Raw genomic sequence first — 23,692 nt, forward strand, 5'->3', positions numbered from 1 at the left:
CGCACGTGTCTGATCAGATTCTTGAAATCACCGATGTATCCTATCGCTGGCCGGGGCGGGCAGGGTTCTCTCTCGCCGTTGCTCACTTATCTGTGGCAAAGGGCGAGTCGGTTTTGCTGCTTGGTGAGAGTGGATCGGGCAAGTCGACGTTGCTGTCGTTGATCTGCGGTACAGTTTTGCCGGATAAGGGAAAGGTTCATGTTGCGGGCACGGACAGTGCGGCGTTGTCAGGTGGCGCACGTGATAAGTTTCGTGCCGAGCATATCGGTGTAATATTCCAACAGTTTAATCTACTTCCGTTTGGAAGTGTGATGGACAACATCCTGCTTCCGCTCCGTTTCGCTCCGGCGCGCCGCAAGCGTGCGGGTGATGCGAACGATGAGGCGTCTCAGCTATGTTCCACGCTTGGCCTGCCCGAAGGCGTTGGAAATGCGAAGGCCGCAGCTCTAAGCGTTGGTCAGCAACAGCGCGTCGCCGTTGCTCGCGCGTTAATTGGTCAGCCGCCGCTTATTATCGCGGATGAACCTACGTCGGCTTTGGATGCCAATAGTCAGGCAGCATTCTTGGATTTGTTGTTCGAACAGATTGCGCTGCACAATACCTCGCTATTGATGGTCAGCCATGATCCACGATTGGGCGAACGTTTCGATCGCGTGATCCGTATGGAAGACATCGCACAGGTAGAGAGGCGAAACCTATGATTATGCGCCTTGCTATTGCGTCCCTATTGGCGCGTGCGTTGACGGTCGGGATGACGATCCTTGCCATTGCCCTATCGGTTGCGCTGTTCCTTGGTGTGGAAAAAGTGCGCACGGGTGCCAAGGCCAGTTTTGCCGATACGATTTCCGGTACGGACCTTATTGTTGGTGCGCGGTCGGGATCCGTACAGCTCCTGTTGTATTCGGTGTTCCGCATCGGCAACGCCACCAACAACGTGACATGGGAGAGCTATCAAGACATTGCCTCGCGGCCCGAGGTCGACTGGATCGTACCGATTTCGCTTGGTGATAGTCACCGCCAGTTTCGTGTAATGGGCACGACGCAGGAATTCTTTGAGCATTACAAATATCGACAGGGGCGATCACTCGCGGTGGCCAGCGGCGCGATTATGGATGATCTGTTTGATACGGTTATCGGTGCCGACGTTGCCGCAGCGCTGGGGTATAATGTGGGCGATCCAATCGTTGTAGCCCATGGTCTGGCGTCCTTTGCCGAGCACGCAGATCAGCCGTTCCGCGTATCGGGTATCCTTGAGAAAACAGGAACCCCTGTTGATCGCACGGTTATCATCAGTATGGAAGCGATTGAGGCGATCCACGTTGATTGGCAATCTGGCGCAAAGGTCCCGGGCCGATCTACGCCCGCAAATGTGATCCGTGAAATGGAACTCACCCCCAAGGCGATAACGGCCGCACTCGTCGGTGTCCAAAGCCCGCTTCAGACCTTCGCCCTTCAACGTGCGATCAACGAATATAGCGAAGAGCCGTTGCTGGCGATCTTGCCAGGTGTTGCCTTGCAAGAGCTTTGGGCAATCGTTGGAATTGCAGAGAAGGCATTGCTGGCAGTCTCGGCAATGGTGGTGGTAACGGCGCTTATTGGGATGATGGCGACGATCTTCTCAAGCCTGAATGAGCGACGCCGCGAAATGGCAATCTTTCGTGCAATGGGCGCGCGCCCGTTCACCATCTTGAGTATGCTAGTTCTAGAGGCAATGTTGATGGCGGCAATTGGTGCCGTGCTTGGGCTTGTGATTTTGTACATCTGCTTGGTTATCGCGCAACCGATCCTTGATAGCGCCATTGGTTTGTGGTTGCCGATTGAGGCACCGACCACGCGTGAAGTTTGGGTGCTGCTCGCGGTGATATTCGCTAGCGCAATTGTGAGCCTCGTACCGGCGATAAGGGCCTATCGAATGTCTATTGCCGACGGTATGATGGTGAGAACGTAATGAGACGAAAAAGGTGGATGCCATGTTGAACCGCAGAGCCGCGCTTATGCTCTTTTCTGGATCAATCGTCGCCCCGAAGATGGCATTCGCGGCGCAACCTCTTGAAATCATGTGGGAAGACCTTATCCCGCCCGGTTTGCCCTATCCCGAAATTATCGGTGAAGGGGAGATGGACGAAGCCAGCGATATGTGGAATCCCATCTACGATGCCAATGGCGAAAAGATGAACGAAGAGCTAAACGGTGCCTATGTCAAACTTCCGGGGTTCATTATTCCATTCGATACAAGCTCAGAAGGCGTAACGAATTTCATGCTCGTGCCCTATGTCGGCGCCTGTATCCATACGCCACCCCCGCCTGCGAACCAGCTTGTAATGGTAGACACGGTCAAGCCGTGGCCAGGAGATGAGCTTTGGGATCCAGTCTGGGTTATCGGCACTATGAGCACAAAGCTGCAATCCACCACAATCGCAGAGGTAGGGTACTCTATGGTGGCGGACGAGATAGAAGTCTACGAGTGGTAAGCTTCGGCCTGCAGTGACGCTGCGGCAAGCGCATGATCGCCAGTCTGGCGAAAACGCGCTTGGCTTTGTCGTTTTATGTATTGAAAAGGAAGTGCATTACATCGCCATCTTTCACAGCGTATGATTTGCCTTCTGCGCGCATTTTGCCAGCCTCTTTGGCGCCTGCTTCACCACCGAGCGCAACATAGTCGTCATAGGCGATTGTTTCGGCGCGTATGAAACCTTTTTCAAAATCACCATGGATAACGCCCGCCGCTTGTGGTGCAAGCGCACCCGCGGGGAAGGTCCATGCGCGGGCCTCTTTGGGGCCAACGGTAAAGTATGTCTTGAGATCAAGAAGCGTATAGCCTGCACGGATCAAGCGATCCAAACCAGCCTCTTCGAGACCCATCTCGCCGAGGAACATTTCCGCTTCTTCGTTGTCGAGCTGGCTGATCTCTTCTTCGATTGCGGCTGAGATAACGACTGTTGCTGCCCCTTGCTTAGCTGCCATTTCCTCAACTTGGGCCGAGAACTCATTGCCGTTTGCGGCGGCTTCTTCTTCGACGTTGCAAACGTACAGGATCGGCTTGGTTGTGAGGAGTTGAAGGAGCGACCATGCGCGCGCATCGTCTTCGTCAACTTCTACAGAGCGTGCTGGCTTGCCGTCTTCGAGTGCTGCGAGGGCGGCCTTAAGAAGACGTTCCTGTTGAACAGCCTCTTTGTCGCCGCCGCGCACCTTGCGAGTTAGGCCCTGAAGGCGCTTCTCAATGCTTTCCATATCGGCGAGCATCAACTCGGTTTCGATTGTCTCGGCGTCTTGAACCGGATCTACGCGGCCATCAACGTGCGTGATGTCGTCGTTCTCAAAGCAACGCAGCACATGGGCGATCGCGTCACATTCACGGATATTGGCCAGGAACTGATTGCCGAGGCCCTCGCCCTTGGAGGCACCTTTCACAAGGCCAGCAATATCCACAAAGGTCATGCGCGTTGGGATGATCTGTTTGGAGCTTGCGATTTTGGCAAGATTGTCGAGGCGTGCATCCGGAACGGCCACTTCGCCAACGTTTGGCTCAATGGTGCAGAACGGGAAGTTCGCGGCCTGCGCCGCTGCGGTTTTGGTCAACGCGTTAAACAAGGTCGATTTGCCGACATTCGGCATTCCGACGATACCCATTTTGAAACCCATGACACACTCCAATAGCTGATAATGGAGGGCATGTAGGGGGCATGTGGGGGCAACGTCAAGCGGGGCATTGATTTCCGACCCATTTTACAGCAAACCATGGGCGTAAATGCGCCCTGACGGGTGTAACCAGATTGGGATTGGCTATGACACGGATCGACGACAAATTTGCAGAACTCAAAGCCTCGGGCAAAAAGGCATTTGTTACATACGTAATGGCGGGCGATCCGAACTACGCCGAGTCTCTGGAAATCGTTAAGGGTCTGCCAGCGGCGGGTGTGGATATTATTGAGCTTGGATTGCCGTTCACCGACCCGATGGCCGATGGTACAACTATTCAGCTTGCAGGACAGCGCGCGCTTGCCGAGGGAATGACTCTTAAACGCACGCTAGAACTCGCTGCTGAGTTTCGCCAAACAGATGATACAACCCCAATCGTTTTGATGGGCTACTATAATCCGATCTATAGCTGCGGAGTTGAGCACTTTCTGGGACAAGCAAAGGCCGCTGGAATTGACGGCATGATCGTTGTGGATTTGCCACCTGAGGAAGACGAAGAGCTTTGTATTCCTGCACAGAGAGCCGGAATGAATTTTATCCGCCTCGCGACACCCACGACCGATAACAAGCGCCTGCCTAAGGTTCTGCAAAACACGTCTGGTTTTGTGTACTATGTTTCGGTGACAGGAACGACCGGCGCGGCAGAGGCCGAAGCGGGTGATGTGGGGCCCGAAGTGGCACGGATCAAATCCCAAACGGAGTTGCCCGTGATTGTTGGCTTTGGCATCAACACTCCGGAGAAAGCAGAGAACATCGCCAAAACTGCCGATGGGTGCGTTGTTGGTTCTGCGATTGTCGGGCAGATCGGCGCAGGAAAGTCAGTAAGCGAAGTTCTGGAATTTGTCGCAAGTCTGGCCGAAGGCGCGCACCGCGGCTAACGAGACATGCGCAATGCGAATGCATAAGCCCCGTCAGTTTTGGCGGGGCTTTTTGTATTTCAGGGGCAAATAGATTTTTGCTGGCTTTCCCTGCAAAACTTGGCTATATCCCGAATTTGGTAAGATATTGTTACCAATATTGACGAAAGTGACCCGCTATGGCCGTAATTACCTGCATTCAGGATCTGAAAGATCTACACAAGAAACGTACGCCGAAAATGTTCTATGATTACTGCGAGAGCGGAAGTTGGACAGAACAAACGTTCCGCGAAAACACCACCGATTTTGAGCAACTCAGACTACGGCAGCGTGTGGCGGTCGATATGGAGGGGCGCTCCACCAAATCAACTATGATAGGTCAGGAAGTTGCGATGCCAGTTGCGCTCGCGCCTGTTGGGTCCACAGGAATGCAATGCGCAGATGGCGAGATTAAGGCCGCGCGGGCAGCCGAGAAATTTGGCGTGCCGTTTACGCTTTCAACCATGTCGATCTGCTCAATTGAGGATGTCGCCGAGGCAACGAGTAATCCGTTCTGGTTTCAGCTTTATGTGATGCGCGACGAAGAATTCACATCGGGTTTGATCGCGCGGGCCAAGGCTGCGAATTGTTCGGCAATGGTATTGACGCTTGATCTTCAGATTTTGGGTCAGCGTCACAAGGATCTCAAGAATGGTCTGACGGCTCCGCCCAAACTGACTCCGAAAACATTGATGGATTTGTCACATCGTTGGAGTTGGGGCATGGGTATGCTCGGCACCAAGCGTCGTACTTTCGGCAATATCGTTGGGCACGCGAAGGGCGTTGATGATATTGGAACTCTGTCCTCTTGGGCGGACGGTCAGTTTGATCCGCGCATGGATTGGGATCAAGTGAAGCGCCTCAAGGACGAGTGGGGCGGCAAGCTCATCCTCAAGGGAATTCTGGACGTTGATGACGCGCTCAAGGCGCTCGAAGTGGGTGCGGATGCGATTGTTGTTTCAAACCACGGCGGCCGCCAGTTGGACGGCGCGCTGTCCTCTATTCGTTCGCTGCCGGCGATTATTGATGCTGTAGGTGACAAGATTGAGGTGCACTTGGATAGCGGTATTCGCAGCGGCCAAGACGTCCTCAAGGCAATGGCGATGGGTGCTAAGGGCACGTACATCGGCCGCGCATATATCCACGGGCTCGGCGCGATGGGTGAAGAGGGTGTGACCAAAGCGCTCGAGGTTATTCACAAAGAGATGGATATCACCATGGCGCTTTGTGGCCACAAAGATATCGAAAAAGTAGGTCGCGATATCTTGCTGGTGCCTAAGGGTTTTGCCGGTGAGTGGGAATAGCTAGTCGATTCTCGGATCCCGCCGAAGCAATGAAAGCAGAAGCGGGATCGAACCCAAGACACAGGCAATAAAGATAAACGAGAACCTAAGCGTTGTGACTTCGGACAGGAAGCCGACAATCGGCGGTCCAACGAAGAACCCGAGATAGCCGATTACCGCAACACGCGAAATGGCCAGCGCACGGATGCCGTCAGGAACGCGGCGGCCAACGAGCGCAAAGACCATCGGTGCAATCACCGAGACGCCCATGCCCAACGCGCCAAATCCAATGTATGCCCAGATCGGTGCAGGAGCCATCGCCGCGATAAGCGCACCCGCTGCTGCGAGCAAAGAGGCATAGAGAACAACTTTGGCCTCGGAAACACGGGCCACGACCATCTGGCCCGCAAAACGCCCAACGCCCATCGTGAGGCCAAGCATCGCAGGTCCAAGCGCACCCTCGGCAGCACCGCCACCCAATGTGCGTTCGATATGAAGGGCGGACCATCCTTCAACGGCGTTTTCCGCCATGAAAGCCGCGAAAACGATCATCCCGCCAAAGAAGACAGCGCCGCCAAGCGCGGGCTTGCCCGTAGTGCTTGGATCGCTTTCTTCTGGCGCGTAGGTGGGCTGAACCATAAGCAAAGCCCCAGCCGCGATCGCGATAAATATCCCGATTGCGACAGTATTCACCGAAATGCCACTGTCCCGCGAAATACCGGCGATAATCGCTGCACCCGCATAGGAGAACGAAAACAGCGCATGGTTCAAGTTCATCAGCGGCGACCGTTCGCGACTCTCGATGAGGGAAAGTCGCGCGTTCATCACAACATCAAGCAAGCCAGAAGCCGCGCCGAGAAAGAACATGAACACTGCGAATATGACCGCGTCGGTCCAGAGAATCGGTAGTTGAACCGCGGTCGCAAGCAGCAAGGCGCCAATGGCCATCCCGTACTTGCCGCTCAAGCGGTCAAATATCGGCGCAAGCCACATCGCTGTAACAGCGCCAACCGCCGCACAGAGGAGCACCCAACCGAATATCGCGTCGCTCGCGTTGATTTGTGATTTTATATCAGGCGCATAAGCCGCGAACGTACCCCAAATAGCGCCCTGAGCCATAAATGCGGGACCGGTATTTCGGGAGAGAACGAGAGATTTCTTAAGCTGCATTTGGCTCTGGTTACATGGCAATTTTTCCAACGCAAGCGTCAAAGATAGACCGATTGAAATTTTTCCTTCACAATGGCGGGATTCTCCCATATACGCGCGACTTCATCGGGCCTTACACCCTTGGAGGAAGGCCCTCTAACTAGGAGAATTACTATGGCTGGCAAAATTCCAGACCTAGAAGTCACAGCACGCACGGGGACAGGCAAGGGGGCCGCTCGTCAAGCACGCCGTGATGGACTTGTACCAGGTATCGTTTACGGTGGTGGTGAAGAACCCCAAGCAATCAACATCCCTTTCAATGTTCTTTTGAAGCGCCTTAAAGCTGGCCGTTTTCTTTCGACATTGTTCAACCTGAAAGTTGAAGGCCAAGAAGACGTTCGCGTTATCTGCCGTAACGTTCAGCGTGATGTTGTAAAAGACCTTCCAACACACATCGACCTGATGCGCCTTAAGCGTACAAGCGTTGTGTCTCTCTTTATCCACGTTGACTTCATCAACGAAGAAGAGTGCCCAGGCCTCAAAAAAGGCGGTACACTTGCTGTTGTGCGTCCTGAGGTTGAGCTTAACGTTATCGCGGGAGATATCCCCGAGAGCCTCACAGCTGACCTTTCCGGTCTTGAAGTTGGTGATACAATCACAATCTCCGACATCAAACTTCCAGAAGGTGCAAAGCCAACAATCGACCGCGATTTCGTTATCGCGAACGTTGCAGCACCATCCAGCCTGCGCTCTGCTGAAGACGAAGAAGCAGACGAAGGCGAAGAGACAGAAGCAGAAACAGAAGCAGCAGCAGAAGAATAAGCCGCTTTTCTGGACGGGTAACAAACCCGTTTCTGGATCTAATGAGACGCAGGGCCAATTGGTCCTGCGTTTTGCGTTTCAGGGGTATGCATTGGTTTTGTGCGCAATTTCGGCACGCTGGGCTGGCAAAACCTGTATTCCTCGGCATAGAGTATTCCCAATCAATGACAATATGCCAAAAGGGGCGTCTCAATGACCTGTGTTTTCATCCAAATTCGTTGCAAGCCTGGAACGACCTATAAAGTTGCCGATGAAATCACGCTTCGGGAAATCCACTCCGAGCTGTATTCTACAAGCGGCGACTTTGACCTTTTAATGAAGGTTTACATCCCCGAGGGGGAGGACGTTGGTAAATTTATCAACGAAAATTTGCTGACGATCGAAGGCATAGAGCGTTCGCTCACGACGCTCACTTTCAAAGCATTCTAATAAAATCAAAAAACTGGGAGAAACGAATGGGACTATTCAAAAGTTGTGCGCTTGCTATTGGCGCTCTTGCGATGACGGGCACGGCTATGGCCGAACCGCTCAAGGTGGGGATGATCACAACGCTTTCCGGCGGCGGTGCGGGTCTTGGCATTGATGTTCGCGACGGGTTTATGCTTGCGGTCAAACAATCGGGCGCGGATTTCGATGTTGTAATCGAGGACGATCAGCGAAAGCCAGATATCGCCGTCCAGCTGGCCGACAAAATGATCCAATCCGAGAAGGTAGATGTTCTGACGGGTATTATCTGGTCTAACCTTGCCATGGCCGTTGTACCCGCGGCGACAGCGCAGGGTAAATTCTATCTCTCGCCAAACGCTGGTCCTTCCGCGCTTGCTGGTAAGGGATGCAACGCCAAATACTTCAACGTAGCATGGCAGAACGACAACCTTCACGAAGCGGCGGGCGCCTTTGCGACCGAAACAGGATATGGCAGCAGTTTTATCCTCGCGCCGAACTATCCTGCGGGCCAAGACGCGCTGACCGGTTTCAAGCGCTTCTATGAGGGCGAAGTGAAATCAGAGGTTTACACCAAGCTTGGCCAAACCGACTATGCCGCCGAGATCGCGCAAATCCGTGCGTCGGGTGCCGATAGCGTTTACTTCTTCTTGCCGGGCGGTATGGGGATTTCGTTCCTCAAGCAATATGCGGATAGCGGTGTCGATATTCCGCTCGTCGGTCCTGCGTTTTCGTTCGATCAAGGTATTCTTCAGGCAGTCGGTGACGCGGCGCTGGGTGTAAAAAATACCTCGCAGTGGAGCAAAGACCTCGATAATGCCGCCAACGTCGCATTCGTTGAGAGCTTTCAAGCAGAGTACGGCCGTTTGCCTTCGCTCTATGCAAGCCAAGGGTTCGACACTGCCAACCTACTTATCTCGGCAGCCGCCAAGGCGGACGTGAATGACGCAGATGCTTTCCAAGCGGCTCTTGAGGCGGCGGAATTTGATTCCGTTCGCGGCGACTTTGAATTCGGTCCAAACCATCACCCGATTCAGAACTTCTATGTTCGTGAGGTCATCAAGGAAGGCGACGTCTTTACAAACAAGATCGTTGCAACGGGTTTGGAAAATCACGGCGATGCATACGCCGCTGAATGCAAAATGTAATGCTCAGGTGCGCGTGGTTTAAATGCCGCGCGCATCCAAAATTGCCTGAAGCGGTAGCGCGAGCGCCTCTTCCCCCTTTGATACGGCCGATTTACCAGCCGTTATATACGGTTCACGCCAATTCAAATCTTGGGCTGCTATCACGGCTTGCGCCAATTCCTCGGCGGTGCGGATTTGATGCGTTGCCCCCGCGCTCTTTAGTTCATCATAGATGTGGGTGAAGTCCGCGTAATCGGGTCCATGCATAACCAGAGTATCCAGCACGAGCGCTTCATATGGGTTTTTGCCGGGAAGCGGCGCGCCATCTGTTTCAAGGCTGTGTCCAATAAAGGCCGTATGCGCGAGCCGAAAGAACAGCCCCAATTCACCAAGCGTATCGGCGAGATAGACCTCAGTATCATTCGTGATCGGTTCGCCTTTGCTTCGTTGGGCGATGTGATCAAACAACGGACGAGCGATTTCCAGCGTGTCATCAGCGAATTTCGGATGTCGCGGCGCAAGGATCAGCAGCAACTCCGATAAGGTTTCGCGCGCAATTGCGTGCGCCTGTAGAATGCGGGCCTCTTCCTCTGGATGCGTTGAGGCCGCGAGCCAATGTGGGCGAGCTCCTATTGCCAGAACAAGCTGTTCACGCTGGTCGGGTAGATCCGGAAGCGGAGCCGATGCGATCTTAAGGGGGCCAGTCGTTTGCGTAGTGGCAGGATTTGCGCCCATTCTGATGAAATTATCGCGCGAGACATCCTCTTGGGTAAGGATCGCTGCGAATTTCTGAACCATACTGCGATAGACGCCCTTGAAATGCCGCCGTTTATTGAGGGATCTATCGCTCATTCGGGCGTTGATCAGAAGCATTGTAATGCCCGCATCATCCGTCTCGCTTAGAAGGCAAGGCCACATATCGAGTTCGGAAAACACCGCCACGGATGGCTGCCAATGCGCAAGGAACCTTCGCATTGCGGGAGCGTTATCGCAGGGCTGGAACTGATGAATAACGCGCGGCGGCAACCCCATACGTGCGAGCGTGTCCGAGGATGTACGGGTGTTGGTCGTCAAAACAAAATGCGTATCGGGTAAAGCCTCGCCGAGTTGTTTAAGCAGGGTAAGAAGTGACAGACTCTCCCCCACACTAACGCCGTGAATCCAGATGATCTCGCCTTCTGGCCTCTCTGCCAGATTGTGCCCAAGCTTTTCTTGGTAACGCGCAGGGTCTTCTTTGCCCTGTTTAAGCCGCCGCTGCAGAATGGCGCGCCAAAGGAAGGCGTTATAACGGGCAAACAATAGATATAGCGTTAGCAAATGCGCATCCTTCACTTTTTAACGTTCCGACCCTACGGCGTAAGAGTTGACCATGCACCTTTAATCAACACGCGCGCGGTCTGCTAGCTCTACAACCAACGGTGCGATGTCCTTCACAATTTCGGCAACGCCCTTTGCGTTGGGGTGGATCGCGTCATCTTGCATATAGGTCTTGAGTGCGGTCGGGTCGGTGATTGTGTCCCGAACGCTCGCGAATAGATCGGGATAGAGGAGCGCTTGGTATTGCTCTGCTAGCGATGGATACATCCCGTCGAACTCGGCCTTGTAATCTGCACCAAAATTGCTGGCCGCCGGAAGCCCAACCAAGAGCGTGGGCAAGTCGCGTGATTGTATGATCGCCAGTGTTTCGTCCAGATTCTTTCGGCTGTCACTCGGTGCGATTCCACGCATCATGTCGTTGCCGCCCAATTCCACGATCACGGCGTCAACTTCTGGGGTCAGGGTCCATTCGATACGCGCGCGCCCGCCTGCTGTTGTATCGCCGGATACCCCCGCGTTGATAAGGCGCACGTCATGGCCCTGTTCGTCCATCCACGTTTGCAATTGCCCGATCAGCCCGTCCTCGGGTGCCAACCCGTATCCGTTTGTGATGCTGTCACCTAATGCGGCAATGACCACGGTTTCGGATTTGGCGGTTGACGCCAAGCCACAGGCAACGATGATCGCGAGTGTGGCCAACTTGTACCTCAGGCCTTCGACCCCATATAAAATGCCACCCCAATGGCGAGGAAAAATATTCATGTCTGACACAGTCCTTTCACTTTCGGATGTCACGCTGTCGCTTTCGGGCAATGCGGGTCGTGTGGATATTCTGAAGGGAATCACACTGGATGTCACCCGCTCGGAAACACTTGCGTTGATCGGTCCTTCGGGGTCTGGGAAATCCTCGCTTCTGATGATCATGGGCGGGCTAGAGCGCGCTAATTCTGGCCAAGTTCACGCCTTGGGTCAGGATTTGTCGGCGATGAATGAGGACGCACTTGCCCGCTTCCGCCGTAAACATATGGGGATTGTTTTTCAGTCTTTCCACCTTATTCCAACCATGACGGCACTAGAAAATGTTGCGACGCCACTTGAGCTTGCGGGGGATCGAGACGCGTTTGATCGTGCGCGAGAAGAGCTTGAGGCTGTTGGGTTGGGCGGTCGCGTTGGGCATTATCCGTCGCAAATGTCGGGTGGTGAGCAACAGCGCGTAGCCTTGGCACGTGCCGCCGCGCCGCGACCTGATATTTTGTTGGCGGACGAGCCGACAGGAAATCTGGACGGGGTGAATGGCGCCGCAATCATGGACCTATTGATGGGGCTGCGCGAACGCCACGGCGCGACGCTCGTGATGGTTACGCATTCCAATAGTCTTGCAGAGCAATGTGATAGGCGCATCCGATTGGTGGATGGTGGACTTGTTGATCTCTGCGAGGCTGCGGAATGAGCCTCTGGCAATCTGTTCGTATCGCTCGTCGGGAACTTCGCGGGGGCTTGGCTGGCTTTCGGGTTTTCGTCATTTGTCTTGCGCTGGGCGTGGCCGCGATCGCGGCGATTGGATCGGTGCGCGCGGCGCTTGAACAAGGCCTAGCAGACGAGGGGAGCGTTATTCTGGGCGGAGATGCCGAAATGACGTTCACCTACCGATTTGCCGACGAAGAAGAACGCGCGTGGATGACGCAAAACGCCACCGCCGTTTCAGAGATCGCGGATTTCCGTTCGATGGCTGTCGCGCCGCCGAGTGACCAATCCGAAGAGGTGCGCGCCCTCACACAACTCAAGGCGGTGGATACGGCCTATCCGCTGACGGGCGAGGTAGTGCTCGACGGAGCGTCCGATTTACAGAGTGCTCTGGCAAGGCAGGATGGCATTCCAGGCGCGGTTATGGACCCCGTTCTAATCGCGCGTTTGGGAATCGACGTGGGTGATACGTTCACGCTTGGAACGCAAAAGTTTCGTTTGACGGCGGCGCTGGTACGCGAGCCTGATGCGGCAGGTGCTGGGTTTGCGCTTGGGCCACGAACGATGGTCTTGCGCGAGGATCTTCGTGACAGCGGGCTGCTGTCCGCAGGGACGTTGTTTGACTCGAAGTACCGCCTCTTAGTGCCCGCCGGTACGAACCTTGAGACGCTAAAGTCCGAAGCCATGGAGCGCTTTGCCGATAAAGGTGTAGGTTGGCGCGATAGTCGAAACGGTGCCCCAAGCATCGCGCGGTTTGTCGAGCGGATTGGCTCTTTCCTTATCCTTGTCGGGCTATCTGGGCTTGCCGTTGGCGGCGTGGGCATTTCGTCCGCTGTTCGCGCGTATCTGGAGGCCAAGACCGAGACAATCGCGGTCCTCAAGACTCTCGGCGCAGAAGGGCGCGTGATTTTTACGGCATACTTTATTCAAATCGGCGTGCTGACGATTTTTGGGATAGCGATTGGCCTTGTGGTCGGTGGTGTGCTTCCGTTCTTGATTGCTCCCTATATCTCAGAGCGCTTTCCGTTCCCGCTTGAGGTTGCCCTACATGCGGGCCCCATGTTCCAAGCGGCGATTTATGGCGCGCTGACGGCGATATTGTTCACGCTATGGCCGCTGGCACGAACCGAGCACATTCGCGCGGCGGCGCTGTTTCGGTCGGCATCGAGTGATGAAAACGGTCTCCCGCGCGTACGGTATTTTGTGATTACGGCGGGTATTCTGGCGTTATTGGTGGCGGCGGCTGTGCTCTTTTCTGGTGCGCCGAGGTTGGCGCTTGGTGCTTTTGTAGGTGTTGCGGGCGCCCTTGTTTTGCTCGCTCTGATGGCCACAGTCTTGCGTGTTGCGGCACGAAAGTCGGGCACCATGGTTCGTGGTTACACCGCGCTTCGGCTTGCCGTGTCGTCTATTGGCGCCCCGAATGGTGAGGCGCGTTCCGTTGTGCTTTCGCTTGGATTGGGGCTGTCGGTATTGGCGGCGGTTGGCCAGATTGATACCAACCTACGGGCGGCGATTTCGGATGATCTTCCCGATATCGCGCCGAGTTATTTTTTCGTGGATATTCAGCCAGATCAATTGGATGGTTTCAAACAACGCGCCTCCGAAGATACCGCGATTGATCGCATCCAATCTGCTCCGATGCTGCGCGGCGTGATCACACAGATCAACGGCAAGCCCGCGCGCGAGGTTGCGGGCGAGCACTGGGTTTTGCGCGGGGATCGAGGCGTGACCTATGCCGATGCACCACCTGAAAACTCGCAACTTACCCAAGGCACATGGTGGGACGAAGACTATGCTGGAGCGCCCATCGTGAGCTTCTCAGAAGAAGAGGGCACGGAGCTTGGCCTCAAGCTCGGCGATACGCTTACCGTTAATGTCTTGGGGCGGGATTTGACGGCTACGATCACCAGTTTCCGGTCGGTGGATTTTTCCGACATCAGTATGAACTTCGTGATGATCTTTAACCCTGCGTCCCTCGCCGGAGCGCCGCACAGCCATATTGCCACCGTATATTCCGATGCGAGTAATGACGCCGGTTTTGTGCGGGATGTTTCGCGAGCTTATCCGAATATCTCGGCAATTGGGGTTCGCGACGCAATCGCGCGCGTTTCAGAGGCGCTGGCGGCGATTGCTTCGGCCACGTCATTGGGGGCGGTGGCGACATTGGTGACAGGATTTGTCGTGTTAATCGGAGCAGCATCAGCAGGCGAGCGCGGACGTATTTTTGAGGCCGCAGTCCTCAAGACCTTGGGCGCAACGCGGCGTACAATTTTGATGAGCTTTGCACTACGGAGCATTCTCTTGGGGGTTGCCGCGGGCATCGTTGCGGTGCTTGCGGGTGCGATTGGCGGCTGGGCCGTGATGGTGCTTGTGATGGAGAACTCGTACCGATTTGATTGGCAATCGGCACTCTCGATTATCGCAGGTGGTGCGATGATAACGACATTCGCTGGACTATTGTTTGCATGGCGTCCATTGGCGACACGGCCCGCGCCGACATTGCGTGCCAAGGAGTAAAATTTGGGCCACCATTCAAACGGTGGCCCAAATTGATCAGAGTGCGCGCCAAACTACACCAGCGGCAGGAATGCTCAGCCCCTCGTGCGACAATGCCTCGGGCGCGTAGTTGATGTAGAAACGGTGAGTTTCCGTATCGCGAATGCGAAGCCCGTCGGGCAGATCGGCGACCTCAAGGCCTAGTGTCGTGCATGTTTCGGCCATTAGGGCATAGAGCGTTTCATCATCAAGCCATCCCGCAACATATGACATTCCGCCATTGTGCATGATCACTGGACGACCATCTGTCGTGGACCACTGCGCCTCGGCTTGGCCTTCTAGATGCTCAAACCAATGTCGAACCGTTCCGCCACTTGCGATGGCGATTGAAGAGTTCGGCGGGATGCTCTCGGTGTTTACGACCTTCACATCAAGATCAGGAAGGTTCGGCCCCAACGGTACTGCAATCGAGAGTTCTTCGGTTTTCACATTGCTGCGCGGCCCAACGAGTGCGGTGCCATTAAAGGTGCTCATTGCGGACATCAGCGCGTCCGGAATTGTCATCAATCCGGGGGCGACGACCAGTTTATACTGACTCAAATCGGCGGTATCAGGAGGGAGAATGTCAATGGATTGTCCCGCCCGACGCAAGGCGCGATAGTAGCACATACAGAGGCGGAAATAATCAAAATCGGCGCCCTGAGGCTGCACATCCCATGCCCAAGCGGAGGCATAATCAAAGATCAAAGCGACCTTTGCCTTGGCCGTCCCAACATCAGGAATTGACTTAATCTCGCGGGAAACTTCGAGCGCCTCTACAAGGGCCGGCGCATCCGCACCATCTGGCCGCAGTAGCGCGGTGTGCATTTGTTCCTGAGCGAAAGCAGGTTGCTTCCAACGGAAATAACAAACGGTTTCGGCTCCGTGGGCAAAGGCCTCCCACGCCCAGAGGCGCGCCATTCCGGGAAGTGGAGCGGGATTGTATGGTGCCCAGTTAACCGGGCCGGGTTGTTGCTCCATAATCCACCAGCGCCCTTTTCCGACCGAGCGATAGAGATCGTGGTGGAATGCCTGCATGTCAGGATCACCCTGCCGCAGGTAGCGCGCTTTATGCTCTGGAGTGCCCTCAAGCCGATCAGACAGGAAACCAATTGGATAGCTGTCCCAACTTGCAATATCCAAATCGTCGCCAACCGCGTAGTGATCGAACTCAACGATACGACCCATATAGTTATGGATGAGCGGCGCGTCGGTAAACTTGCGAAGGATGTCTGTCTGAACCTTGTTGAACGCAACGACCTGATCCGACGAATACCGGCGGAATGCCATGACATGCGCAGGGTTCGGCTCTGTTACGGTGTGGTTCGGCAGGTCGATCTGATCAAAAGTGTCATAGTCCATCGACCAGAACACATTCCCCCATGCACGGTTAAGCGCATCCGCTGACTGGTATTTCTGTGCCAGCCAATCGCGGAAACCGTCCCTCGCATGTGTGGAATAGGAAATCGTCGTATCGTGACAACCGTATTCATTATCCGTCTGCCACGCGGCGATATAGGGGTTCTTGCCATACCGCTGCGCCAGAATCTGTGTGATCCGCGCGCATTCTTTCCGATACCCGAGGTGGCTAAAACAATAATTGCGACGCGAGCCGAACTTGCGCGGAACGCCATCTTCGGCGGCAAAGTACATATCGGGGTATTTGTCGAACATCCATCGCGGCGGAGTGGCGGTGGGCGTTCCGAGGATCACCTTTAGGCCAGCATCTCCAAGAACGTCGATCGCACGGTCCAGCCAGTCAAGCTCAAGCTTATCGGGCCTAGGCTCCATACGCTGCCAAGCGAATTCGCCAATGCGAACCCACGATAATCCAGCGTCGACCATGCGTTGTGCGTTCTCGGCCCAGTCTTCTTCGGGCCAGTGTTCGGGGTAGTAGCAGACGCCTAATGTACGTTTCATAGCTGAACTTGGTGCTCTTTTTGACCTTTGGTGATGTTCTTGGCGAGGAATGTTGCGCCGGCATTTGGTTCTTGCTCAAGTGCCTTGGAACCAAGACCGACGCGCGCTGTCGTCATCAGCATATCGCTACCATCTATGCCGCCGAACGCGGGGCAGGACACTTGGCTCGCTTCTGGGCAAGCGACGGCGTCAACGAAAACACCATCAGGATTATAACAAGCTACGCGGTGCGCACCCCATTGAGCATTCCAAAGAAACCCGCGTGTGTCGACAACCGAACCGTCTGGGTTTAGGCCTTCGGTAGAGAGATCAACCCAAAGCTCGCTCGCGCCAGTGGGCCAGCCATTCTCTGGGTTAAGCTTTTGGCGGCGGATGGTTTTCTCTGCGGTGTCCGAATAATAGGCAAAGGTGCCATCGGGCGAGAAGCAGATCGAGTTGCTGATTGTAATATCCGCATAGATGCAACGAAGTTCGCCCTTGTAATAGCGATAGATCGCGCCCGCGTTTGGCTCGGCATTGATACCCATAGTCCCGATCCAGAAACCGCCATAGGGGTCCGCACGTCCGTCATTTGAACGAGTGATCGCATCATCAGCTTCGAGGTCACAGAGCTTGCGGATGGTTTCTCCGCGGTCAACGTCAAAGAGGATAAGCGCGGTTTGCGTGGCGATAATCAACTCACTCTCGGAAACCCAACCTGCGGCCGATACGTACTCGTCAAAGGACCATTCCTGCGGGGTGTTGTCCTTAAGTGTCATGAGCTTTTTGCCCATAATATCAAACCAGAAGAACTGCTCGCGTAGGGGATGCCACAACGGACCTTCACCAAGTGAACACGTCCGTGGATCGAAAATTGCTGTCTTGGTCATTTGCTGCTCTCCTCGATGATCGCGTCGTATGCCGTTACCATCTCGACGGCGCGTTTGTGCACTTCTTCGGCGGTGAAGCCCGGCTTGTAGAGGCTCGTTCCAATACCAAACCCAGCGGCGCCAGCGGCTATCAACTCTTTGAAATTCGCAGGGCCAACGCCGCCTACCATATAGATCGGAGTACCTTCTGGCAGGACTGCTTTGATCGCCTTGAGGCCATCTACACCCAACAAGAATGACGGAAAGATTTTCAGCCCGTCCGCACCCGCTTCAAGCGCCGCAAAGCACTCGGTAGGGCTTAGGACGCCAGGAAAACTCTGAAGACCGAGTGATTTGGTTTCTTTGATAACTTCGATGTTTGCGTTCGGCGAAACGATAAGCTTGCCGCCCACATCGGCCACCTGCCGCGCAACTTCTGGCGTAAGGACCGTACCCGCACCGATGAGCGCGCGATCGCCAAATTTCTTGGCCATACCACCAATACTTACCAAAGCATCAGGAGAGTTCATCGGGACTTCGATCCTGTCGATACCCGCTTCGATGAGCGCTTGGGTAACGTCATTTGCTTCGGCGGGGGTGACACCACGGATGATGGCAATCAGAGGGCGGCTCATTTCGAGGTCTCCTTAAGCGAAAGATATGTTGCAGAAAGCCCAGCAAGCGTGAGGTTCTGGGCCGCTGGTGTAGTAGGCGTGCAGCCCTGTTGTTTCAGTGCCGTTGCGTAGTGCGCAGAGATGCGTTCTGCTCCGATAATAACGATATCCTGCCCAAGCCAATAAGGACGTGAGGCGGCAAGTTCGATTCCGATCAATAGGCCAGACAGACGCGCTCGTGCGCTCGCAGCAGTTAGGTCATGAAGCAAGGTTTCAGCACGCAGGGAAAACAGGCGAGCGGCAAGGATTTCGGGCTTGGAGAGCGCATCATCGACAGCAGCAATAAAGGCCGCGTCATCCCAACCGTCGGATTCAACCGTGTGCCGCAGGACAGAATTGTTCGCGAGGATGGCAAAGAGCTCTCCCGTCATATACGTCTGAAAACTCACGCATTCTTCGGCGCTTATGCGTACCCATTTGCTATGGGTGCCTGGCAAACAGACAACGCCGTCGAAATTCGGATTAGCAGCGAGAAGGCCTGCGATCTGGGTCTCTTCGCCGCGCATCACGTCCGCTGGCTTCTCTTGCTTGATACCCGAAATTAGATGAACGTTCAGCCGCGGGTCGTTTGTCCCAACGCGTGTGGTATTCTGTCCCGTAGGACGGCATGGCACCGCGCGGTATTCTGCTTCTTTCCAACCTTGCCGAGATCCAACCATCCCGCAGGCGACCACTGTAGTAGGGCCGTCTAGCCATGGTTCGACAAGCCGCAAGAGCGCAGGTTCGAATTCGGATTGCGCCAATGATCCCATGCCATCCTCAGATGTCGCGTGGTTCAGGACTTCTCCTGCGTCGCTCATTGCCCACGCTCTTAGGTTGGACGTACCCCAATCGACCGCTATCCAATCTGCTTTTGCTGAACTATCCATTATCCTGTCACCACAACTCCGCCGTCAATTACGAGCGATTGGCCTGTCATCATTTTGCTGGATTGCGATGCCAGAAACAGCACGCCGCCGACGATATCCTCGGGAGCGAGTGAGTCCTTGAGGCACTGGCGCTCAAGGTGGCTGGCCAATCCTTCTGGCGTTACCCATTTGTCCCGTTGCTTCTGTGTGAGCACCCAACCCGGCGCAAGGGCATTCACGCGGATTTTGTCAGGGCCGAAATCACGCGCGAGGCTTCGGGTGAGGCCGTTGATAGCGGAATTCGCAGATGTATATGCAGGAAAGCCACCAGCCCCCATCATATATGAGATCGACGAGAAATTAATGATACTCCCGCCGCCCGCTTCCTGCATTCCCGGAAGTGCGGCCTGACACGCAAAGAAATATGCCTTTAGGTTAATGGATTGCGCCCAGTCCCAATACTCTTCGGTTACCTTAAGGGTGTCGTGGCGCTCATCATTCGCGGCGTTGTTTACCAGAACGGTAACGGTGCCATTTGCCTCTGATGCGGTTTGAACTGCGTTCTTGAGTGCCGAAATGTCCGTGATATCGCAGGGAATGAACAGTGGGCGAGCGCCCGTTTTCTTTTCCATTTCGTCACAGAAAGCGGTTGCGTCGGAACGCTGCACAAAGGCAACTTTGGCACCCTGTTGCAGGAACCCTTCGGTGAGGGCCGCGCCAATGCCAGAGCCGCCACCCGTAATGAATACAGATTGACCTTTGAGGTCGGGATAGTGGGCTAGTTTGCTCATTCTTGGCTCCTGATTTTGGATTTCGTATCGTCGAGCCGCCGACCTTGAACGACGGAAATAGTATCGGGGAAGCTACACGGCAGGTTAATGCCTGACGTCATAAGCGCCGCCCCGCTAAGTGTGAGTTTCCGAGATTTGAGTGCATTCGCCCCCCGCGACGGTGGCGAGGCAGATGTCGAGTCTGCGTAATTGATGAGCTCGATTTCGTAGAACGCATCCCGTTGTAAACCGGTGAGGCGAACGGGGCGGGGCAGGACCTGCTTGAAGTTCGCGGTCTTCGCGACAAAGCATGCAAACTCGCTGCCATCCTGTGCAATCTGAATTTCGGCGGTGATTTCCGGATCGGGCGCGTCGAGCCGATGAATGTCACCCTCAAACATCCAATCGCGATTTGCCTTCCACCATGACGTCACATTGGTTAGCACGCGGGCCTCATCCTCGGTCAATTCGCGCGGATCCATTTCGAACCCCATGTGGCGCTGTGCGGCGGTCCATGCGCGCAGACTAATATCGAGGTTCCGACCCGAAGTGTGGCAATGGCGCGGTCCAACGTGGCTTCCGGTAACTGCGGCGGGCAGGAACAGTGCGGCCTCGTGTTGAATGCGCAGGCGCTCTAATGCGTCGTTACTGTCGGAAAGCCAGACGCGCTGTGTGTGTTCCAGAATGCCGTAATCCATGCGGCCACCACCCGAGGAACAGCTTTCAATTTCCACCGACGGGAACGAAGCCCGAAGGCGATCCATTAGCGCGTATATACCACGGGTTTGGGCCACATCATTGGCGGGAAGGACTCGGTTGTGGTCCCACTTAATGTACTCAATCGCATTTTCCGAGAGCACTTGCGAAATGCGTTCGTAGAGATACTCCTGTACCTCCTCGCGCGCTATATCCAGCACCATCTGCTGACGTCCGAGCGTCTGGTCCGCGCGGCCAAGAATCCAGTCGGGGTGCGCACGGTATAGATCGCTGTTGGGGTTGATCATCTCTGGCTCAAACCAGAGGCCAAAGCTCATCCCGAGGCTATGAACATGGTCGATCAGCGGTGTCAGGCCATCAGGCCATTTGCGACGATCCAGCACCCAGTCGCCAAGCGAAGAAGTGTCGTCATCACGCTTGCCGAACCAGCCGTCATCCAGCACAAAACGCTCGGCACCTAATGCGGCGGCACGGTCTGCGATTTCCGAGAGCGTTTCCAAGTTGTGATCAAAGTAGATAGCTTCCCAACAGTTGTAATGAACTGGGCGTTTGCGACGCGGCCATGTGATGATCCGGTCGCGGACGTGCCGTTGGAATGCAACCGCGCAACCGTTCAGGCCATGATCGGAATAGGCCAGATATAAAGGCGCACTTGCGAAGGTTGTGCCCGCCTCTGTGTAAGAGCCACTCGCGTGCGAAAATTGTACCTGACGTCGCCCATCGGGAAGTTCTTCGGCGACCAAGCGGTGTCCGCCCGCCCAGCCGTAATGCAAGGCGTGCGCTTCGCCGCTTGTGTTTTTCGTACCTGTTGCAGGGAGGTATAGGCCGGGGAAGTGTTCGTGACCACTTCGCCCTGTGAGGTTGTCGCGCATGCGCGCTCCAGCCTGCCACGGTGTGCGCACGGATTGCATCTCGCCGATCCATTTGCCCGCAAAATCAATCATCTCTTCTGATTGCTGCTGCGCGGGAAGTACGGGCGCGCAGAAATGCTCAACGACAATCGGCTCGTCCGAATTAAGCGAAGCGCTTGCCGTGATAATGCCCGTGGCGTCGTCGGCGGCAAATTGTGCGGAGTAAGTTAGCCCATGCCCAGCATCGCGCGCCGAGATTTGGAGAATAGCACCGCTAGAAGAGACTTTGACCTCAGAAAATACAGGCAGAATACGTTTGCCACGCGCCGTTCTAATCGAAATGCCCGCCTGTCCGGGAAAGCTATCTCCCGCGACGGGACAGATCGTAATGGGCGGAACCTCGTCGAGCATTCCACCCGTCACGTCAAGTTGGGCGGAAGCGCAGAATGTGTTTAAATCTTCGTCTTGGGGCAGGGGGGCGCCCCAGTAAATCACACTAGGGAGATCGTCGTTTGATCCCAGAACCAATGTCTGGGTCGCTGAATCCAGTCGCCAAACTGAGGTCATTTAACTGCTCCAAGAGTAAGCCCCGCGATGAAGTGCTTTTGCATGAGGAAGAACATCGCAACAGGTGGCAATGCCGCGATAATCGATCCCGCCGAGAGCATATTGTAGGCGGTGCCGTATTGCGCGTTAAAGCTTGTAATACCTGCGGTGACGGGTTGTGCCTCTGGCCCTTGGGTCAGAACAACTGCCCAAAAGAAATCGTTCCAGATAAACGTGAAGATCAACACAGAAAGCGCAGCAATCGCGGGCTTCATCAGCGGTAACACCACGAACCAGAAGATACGCCACTCTGCGACGCCTTCGACGCGCGCGGCCTCAATCAGTTCATGAGGCAGTGCTTTGATAAAGTTACGCATGAACAGCGTACAGAAACCCGTTTGAAAGGCGATGTGAAACAGCACAAGGCCGGTTTTGGTGTCGTACAGACCCATACCAATTGTCAGGTCACGCACGGGGACCATCAGGATTTGAAAGGGTACAAAGTTCCCCGCAACAAATAGGAAGAAAATCCATAGGTTGCCGTTGAACTTGTAAACCCCGAGCGCAAATCCCGTCATGCAAGAGAGCGCAACCGCGCCGATCACCGTTGGAACAGTGATAAAGAACGAATTGAGGATATAGCGCGGCATCGGGCTATCGGTGAAGACGCGGCTATAGTTCGCGATGAAATCAAAGCTGCTGGGCATACCCCAGTAGTTACCGCTGGCGAAATCACCCTGTGGTTTGATCGAGAAAATCGCCACCGCAATCAGCGGAAGAAGCCACATGATCAGCGCAATTGGAAGCATCGTTTGATAGGTAAGCTGCCAGCTGCGCGAAGTTTTTTCGATAGGTGTGGGGAACATCTTAGCGCCCTTTCTCTTCGCGGTACATCTTTACAAGAAAACCGGTAATAAAGATCATCATGATGAGGAACAGGATCACAGCAATCGCCGCGCCGTATCCCATTCGGAAGCCGTATTCAGAGAGCGCTTTCTCGAACATATAGAACGACAGAACGCGGCTTGATCCCCACGGCCCGCCTTGGGTCATGATCGAGATGAGGTCAAAGCTGCGGAGCGCGCCGATGATTGTCACAACAAAGGCAATGAAAGTCGCTGGACGGAGTTGTGGAAGCACCACATACCAGAGCATCCGATGCCCCTTCGCACCATCAAGTCGTGCGGCTTCGATTTGTTCGGGGTCAACTGCGTTTAGGCCAGTAAGGTATAGGATCATACAATATGCCGTCTGTGGCCACAGGCCTGCGGCGATGATCCCGTATGTCACGAAACGCTCATCCCCAAGCACCGCGATCGGCCCAAGGCCAAACACGCCAAGTATCTGGTTCATCAAGCCGAAGCTTGGGTCATAGAACCAGCTAAACACAAGGCCCACAACGACCTGAGAGATCACGAACGGAAAGAAGAACAGCGATTTATAGAGGCGGATGCCCCGTACGGTCTGGTTCAGGAAAAGCGCGATGAACAACCCTGCGGGGATCGCGAGCAGATAGAGAACCAGCCAAATGATATTGTTCTTGAGCGAGGTATAGAAGGCCTCGTCATCCATAAGCTCGACATAGTTTCCCATGCCGATGAATTCTTTTTGTCCAAGTCCGTCCCAGTCGAGAAACGAAATCTGGAACGATTGGAAGATCGGAATGATCACATAAACCAGAAAAAAGAGAATGCCTGGCGCAAGAAACAGCCAAGGCGCGAGCGCTTGTTTATTTGCGCGCCACCAAGGTTTCTTGGGGTGCATTGCGGCGACATCTGCAAT

The 23,692-nt window shown here is 54.9% G+C and carries 22 protein-coding genes; 10 read left to right on the forward strand and 12 right to left on the reverse strand.

Features of this window, described 5'->3' with window-relative positions:
* Positions 1-5: 5 nt before the first annotated feature.
* From ACFE33_RS03095 to ACFE33_RS03105, 3 genes are read left to right on the forward strand one after another with little or no spacing between them, the layout of a single operon-like run.
* Positions 6-701 carry an ABC transporter ATP-binding protein gene (locus ACFE33_RS03095; protein ID WP_380056758.1) on the forward strand — a complete coding sequence of 232 codons (696 nt, stop codon included), beginning with the start codon at positions 6-8 and terminating at the stop codon, positions 699-701.
* A complete protein-coding gene (locus ACFE33_RS03100) occupies positions 698-1,948 on the forward strand; it encodes an ABC transporter permease (protein WP_380056761.1) in 1,251 nt (416 codons plus the stop codon). Before ACFE33_RS03095 ends, ACFE33_RS03100 begins: the two co-directional genes overlap by 4 nt.
* Positions 1,949-1,970: 22 nt before the next feature.
* A complete protein-coding gene (locus ACFE33_RS03105) occupies positions 1,971-2,471 on the forward strand; it encodes a DUF3299 domain-containing protein (RefSeq protein ID WP_380056764.1) in 501 nt (166 codons plus the stop codon).
* 73 nt (positions 2,472-2,544) lie between these two features.
* Here ACFE33_RS03105 and ychF read toward each other — a convergent pair whose 3' ends face one another.
* Positions 2,545-3,642, reverse strand: coding sequence for a redox-regulated ATPase YchF (gene ychF / locus ACFE33_RS03110; RefSeq protein WP_380056767.1), 1,098 nt, complete (start codon positions 3,640-3,642; stop codon positions 2,545-2,547).
* Positions 3,643-3,785: 143 nt separating this feature from the next.
* Here ychF and trpA point away from each other — a divergent pair, with 143 nt between their 5' ends.
* Both trpA and ACFE33_RS03120 read left to right on the forward strand, forming a co-directional pair.
* A complete protein-coding gene (trpA, locus tag ACFE33_RS03115; RefSeq protein WP_380056770.1) occupies positions 3,786-4,577 on the forward strand; it encodes a tryptophan synthase subunit alpha in 792 nt (263 codons plus the stop codon).
* Positions 4,578-4,735: 158 nt separating this feature from the next.
* A complete protein-coding gene (locus ACFE33_RS03120) occupies positions 4,736-5,899 on the forward strand; it encodes an L-lactate dehydrogenase (RefSeq protein WP_380056773.1) in 1,164 nt (387 codons plus the stop codon).
* On the opposite strand, the gene ACFE33_RS03125 is transcribed toward ACFE33_RS03120, so the two are convergent.
* The gene (locus ACFE33_RS03125; RefSeq protein WP_380056776.1) at positions 5,900-7,048 is read right to left on the reverse strand and encodes an MFS transporter; all 1,149 of its coding nucleotides are present in this window, start codon (positions 7,046-7,048) and stop codon (positions 5,900-5,902) included.
* 153 nt (positions 7,049-7,201) lie between these two features.
* On the opposite strand from ACFE33_RS03125, the gene ACFE33_RS03130 reads away from it, so the two are divergent.
* The 3 genes from ACFE33_RS03130 to ACFE33_RS03140 all read left to right on the forward strand — a co-directional run bounded on the left by ACFE33_RS03130 (position 7,202) and on the right by ACFE33_RS03140 (position 9,441).
* Positions 7,202-7,849 (forward strand): 50S ribosomal protein L25/general stress protein Ctc, encoded by a 648-nt coding sequence (locus ACFE33_RS03130; RefSeq protein WP_380056777.1) that lies wholly within the window; start codon positions 7,202-7,204, stop codon positions 7,847-7,849.
* A 192-nt stretch (positions 7,850-8,041) separates the two neighbouring features.
* On the forward strand, positions 8,042-8,278 hold the full coding sequence (locus tag ACFE33_RS03135; protein WP_380056779.1) for an Lrp/AsnC ligand binding domain-containing protein: 237 nt from the start codon (positions 8,042-8,044) through the stop codon (positions 8,276-8,278).
* Between the two features lie 26 nt (positions 8,279-8,304).
* Positions 8,305-9,441, forward strand: a complete 1,137-nt coding sequence (locus ACFE33_RS03140; RefSeq protein WP_380056781.1) for an ABC transporter substrate-binding protein — start codon at positions 8,305-8,307, stop codon at positions 9,439-9,441.
* Positions 9,442-9,459: 18 nt separating this feature from the next.
* Here the strand turns inward: ACFE33_RS03140 and ACFE33_RS03145 are convergent, their stop codons facing one another.
* Positions 9,460-10,737 (reverse strand): 3-deoxy-D-manno-octulosonic acid transferase, encoded by a 1,278-nt coding sequence (locus ACFE33_RS03145; protein ID WP_380056784.1) that lies wholly within the window; start codon positions 10,735-10,737, stop codon positions 9,460-9,462.
* 60 nt (positions 10,738-10,797) lie between these two features.
* Positions 10,798-11,499: an arylesterase gene (locus tag ACFE33_RS03150; protein WP_380056787.1), complete on the reverse strand. Its 702-nt coding sequence runs from the start codon at positions 11,497-11,499 to the stop codon at positions 10,798-10,800.
* Here ACFE33_RS03150 and ACFE33_RS03155 point away from each other — a divergent pair.
* Both ACFE33_RS03155 and ACFE33_RS03160 read left to right on the forward strand, forming a co-directional pair.
* Positions 11,498-12,187, forward strand: a complete 690-nt coding sequence (locus tag ACFE33_RS03155; RefSeq protein ID WP_380056790.1) for an ABC transporter ATP-binding protein — start codon at positions 11,498-11,500, stop codon at positions 12,185-12,187. The genes ACFE33_RS03150 and ACFE33_RS03155 overlap by 2 nt on opposite strands.
* Complete coding sequence (locus ACFE33_RS03160; RefSeq protein WP_380056793.1) at positions 12,184-14,718, forward strand: ABC transporter permease; 2,535 nt, start codon at positions 12,184-12,186, stop codon at positions 14,716-14,718. The genes ACFE33_RS03155 and ACFE33_RS03160 overlap by 4 nt, the downstream gene beginning before the upstream one ends.
* A gap of 36 nt (positions 14,719-14,754) precedes the next feature.
* Here the strand turns inward: ACFE33_RS03160 and ACFE33_RS03165 are convergent, their stop codons facing one another.
* From ACFE33_RS03165 to ACFE33_RS03200, 8 genes are read right to left on the reverse strand one after another with little or no spacing between them, the layout of a single operon-like run.
* Positions 14,755-16,656, reverse strand: a complete 1,902-nt coding sequence (locus tag ACFE33_RS03165; RefSeq protein ID WP_380056796.1) for a beta-galactosidase — start codon at positions 16,654-16,656, stop codon at positions 14,755-14,757.
* A complete protein-coding gene (locus tag ACFE33_RS03170; RefSeq protein WP_380056798.1) occupies positions 16,653-17,525 on the reverse strand; it encodes an SMP-30/gluconolactonase/LRE family protein in 873 nt (290 codons plus the stop codon). Before ACFE33_RS03170 ends, ACFE33_RS03165 begins: the two co-directional genes overlap by 4 nt.
* Entirely contained in the window at positions 17,522-18,139 is a 618-nt protein-coding gene (locus ACFE33_RS03175) for a 2-dehydro-3-deoxy-6-phosphogalactonate aldolase (RefSeq protein ID WP_380056801.1), read from the reverse strand. The genes ACFE33_RS03170 and ACFE33_RS03175 overlap by 4 nt, the downstream gene beginning before the upstream one ends.
* A complete protein-coding gene (locus ACFE33_RS03180) occupies positions 18,136-19,047 on the reverse strand; it encodes a 2-dehydro-3-deoxygalactonokinase (RefSeq protein WP_380056803.1) in 912 nt (303 codons plus the stop codon). Before ACFE33_RS03180 ends, ACFE33_RS03175 begins: the two co-directional genes overlap by 4 nt.
* Positions 19,047-19,817 carry an SDR family NAD(P)-dependent oxidoreductase gene (locus ACFE33_RS03185; protein ID WP_380056805.1) on the reverse strand — a complete coding sequence of 257 codons (771 nt, stop codon included), beginning with the start codon at positions 19,815-19,817 and terminating at the stop codon, positions 19,047-19,049. Before ACFE33_RS03185 ends, ACFE33_RS03180 begins: the two co-directional genes overlap by 1 nt.
* Positions 19,814-21,931, reverse strand: a complete 2,118-nt coding sequence (locus ACFE33_RS03190; RefSeq protein ID WP_380056807.1) for an alpha-galactosidase — start codon at positions 21,929-21,931, stop codon at positions 19,814-19,816. Before ACFE33_RS03190 ends, ACFE33_RS03185 begins: the two co-directional genes overlap by 4 nt.
* Positions 21,928-22,776, reverse strand: a complete 849-nt coding sequence (locus tag ACFE33_RS03195) for a carbohydrate ABC transporter permease (protein ID WP_380056809.1) — start codon at positions 22,774-22,776, stop codon at positions 21,928-21,930. Before ACFE33_RS03195 ends, ACFE33_RS03190 begins: the two co-directional genes overlap by 4 nt.
* Before the next feature lies 1 nt (position 22,777).
* The gene (locus ACFE33_RS03200; protein WP_380058641.1) at positions 22,778-23,674 is read right to left on the reverse strand and encodes a carbohydrate ABC transporter permease; all 897 of its coding nucleotides are present in this window, start codon (positions 23,672-23,674) and stop codon (positions 22,778-22,780) included.
* Positions 23,675-23,692 lie beyond the last annotated feature (18 nt).

The organism is Falsihalocynthiibacter sp. SS001, from assembly GCF_042445055.1.
Classification (GTDB): Bacteria; Pseudomonadota; Alphaproteobacteria; order Rhodobacterales; family Rhodobacteraceae; genus Falsihalocynthiibacter.

Excerpts from the sequence above, each read along its gene's own strand:
- ACFE33_RS03185 (WP_380056805.1), bottom strand. The coding sequence starts at position 19,817 with ATGAGCAAACTAGCCCACTATCCCGACCTCAAAGGTCAATCTGTATTC.
- ACFE33_RS03175 (WP_380056801.1), bottom strand. The coding sequence starts at position 18,139 with ATGAGCCGCCCTCTGATTGCCATCATCCGTGGTGTCACCCCCGCCGAA.
- ACFE33_RS03105 (WP_380056764.1), top strand. The coding sequence starts at position 1,971 with ATGTTGAACCGCAGAGCCGCGCTTATGCTCTTTTCTGGATCAATCGTC.
- ACFE33_RS03100 (WP_380056761.1), top strand. The coding sequence starts at position 698 with ATGATTATGCGCCTTGCTATTGCGTCCCTATTGGCGCGTGCGTTGACG.
- ACFE33_RS03190 (WP_380056807.1), bottom strand. The coding sequence starts at position 21,931 with ATGACCTCAGTTTGGCGACTGGATTCAGCGACCCAGACATTGGTTCTG.
- ACFE33_RS03120 (WP_380056773.1), top strand. The coding sequence starts at position 4,736 with ATGGCCGTAATTACCTGCATTCAGGATCTGAAAGATCTACACAAGAAA.
- ACFE33_RS03160 (WP_380056793.1), top strand. The coding sequence starts at position 12,184 with ATGAGCCTCTGGCAATCTGTTCGTATCGCTCGTCGGGAACTTCGCGGG.
- ACFE33_RS03200 (WP_380058641.1), bottom strand. The coding sequence starts at position 23,674 with ATGCACCCCAAGAAACCTTGGTGGCGCGCAAATAAACAAGCGCTCGCG.
- ACFE33_RS03170 (WP_380056798.1), bottom strand. The coding sequence starts at position 17,525 with ATGACCAAGACAGCAATTTTCGATCCACGGACGTGTTCACTTGGTGAA.
- ACFE33_RS03140 (WP_380056781.1), top strand. The coding sequence starts at position 8,305 with ATGGGACTATTCAAAAGTTGTGCGCTTGCTATTGGCGCTCTTGCGATG.
- ACFE33_RS03125 (WP_380056776.1), bottom strand. The coding sequence starts at position 7,048 with ATGCAGCTTAAGAAATCTCTCGTTCTCTCCCGAAATACCGGTCCCGCA.
- ACFE33_RS03130 (WP_380056777.1), top strand. The coding sequence starts at position 7,202 with ATGGCTGGCAAAATTCCAGACCTAGAAGTCACAGCACGCACGGGGACA.
- ychF (WP_380056767.1), bottom strand. The coding sequence starts at position 3,642 with ATGGGTTTCAAAATGGGTATCGTCGGAATGCCGAATGTCGGCAAATCG.
- ACFE33_RS03150 (WP_380056787.1), bottom strand. The coding sequence starts at position 11,499 with ATGAATATTTTTCCTCGCCATTGGGGTGGCATTTTATATGGGGTCGAA.
- ACFE33_RS03180 (WP_380056803.1), bottom strand. The coding sequence starts at position 19,047 with ATGGATAGTTCAGCAAAAGCAGATTGGATAGCGGTCGATTGGGGTACG.
- ACFE33_RS03135 (WP_380056779.1), top strand. The coding sequence starts at position 8,042 with ATGACCTGTGTTTTCATCCAAATTCGTTGCAAGCCTGGAACGACCTAT.
- ACFE33_RS03195 (WP_380056809.1), bottom strand. The coding sequence starts at position 22,776 with ATGTTCCCCACACCTATCGAAAAAACTTCGCGCAGCTGGCAGCTTACC.
- ACFE33_RS03155 (WP_380056790.1), top strand. The coding sequence starts at position 11,498 with ATGTCTGACACAGTCCTTTCACTTTCGGATGTCACGCTGTCGCTTTCG.
- ACFE33_RS03165 (WP_380056796.1), bottom strand. The coding sequence starts at position 16,656 with ATGAAACGTACATTAGGCGTCTGCTACTACCCCGAACACTGGCCCGAA.
- trpA (WP_380056770.1), top strand. The coding sequence starts at position 3,786 with ATGACACGGATCGACGACAAATTTGCAGAACTCAAAGCCTCGGGCAAA.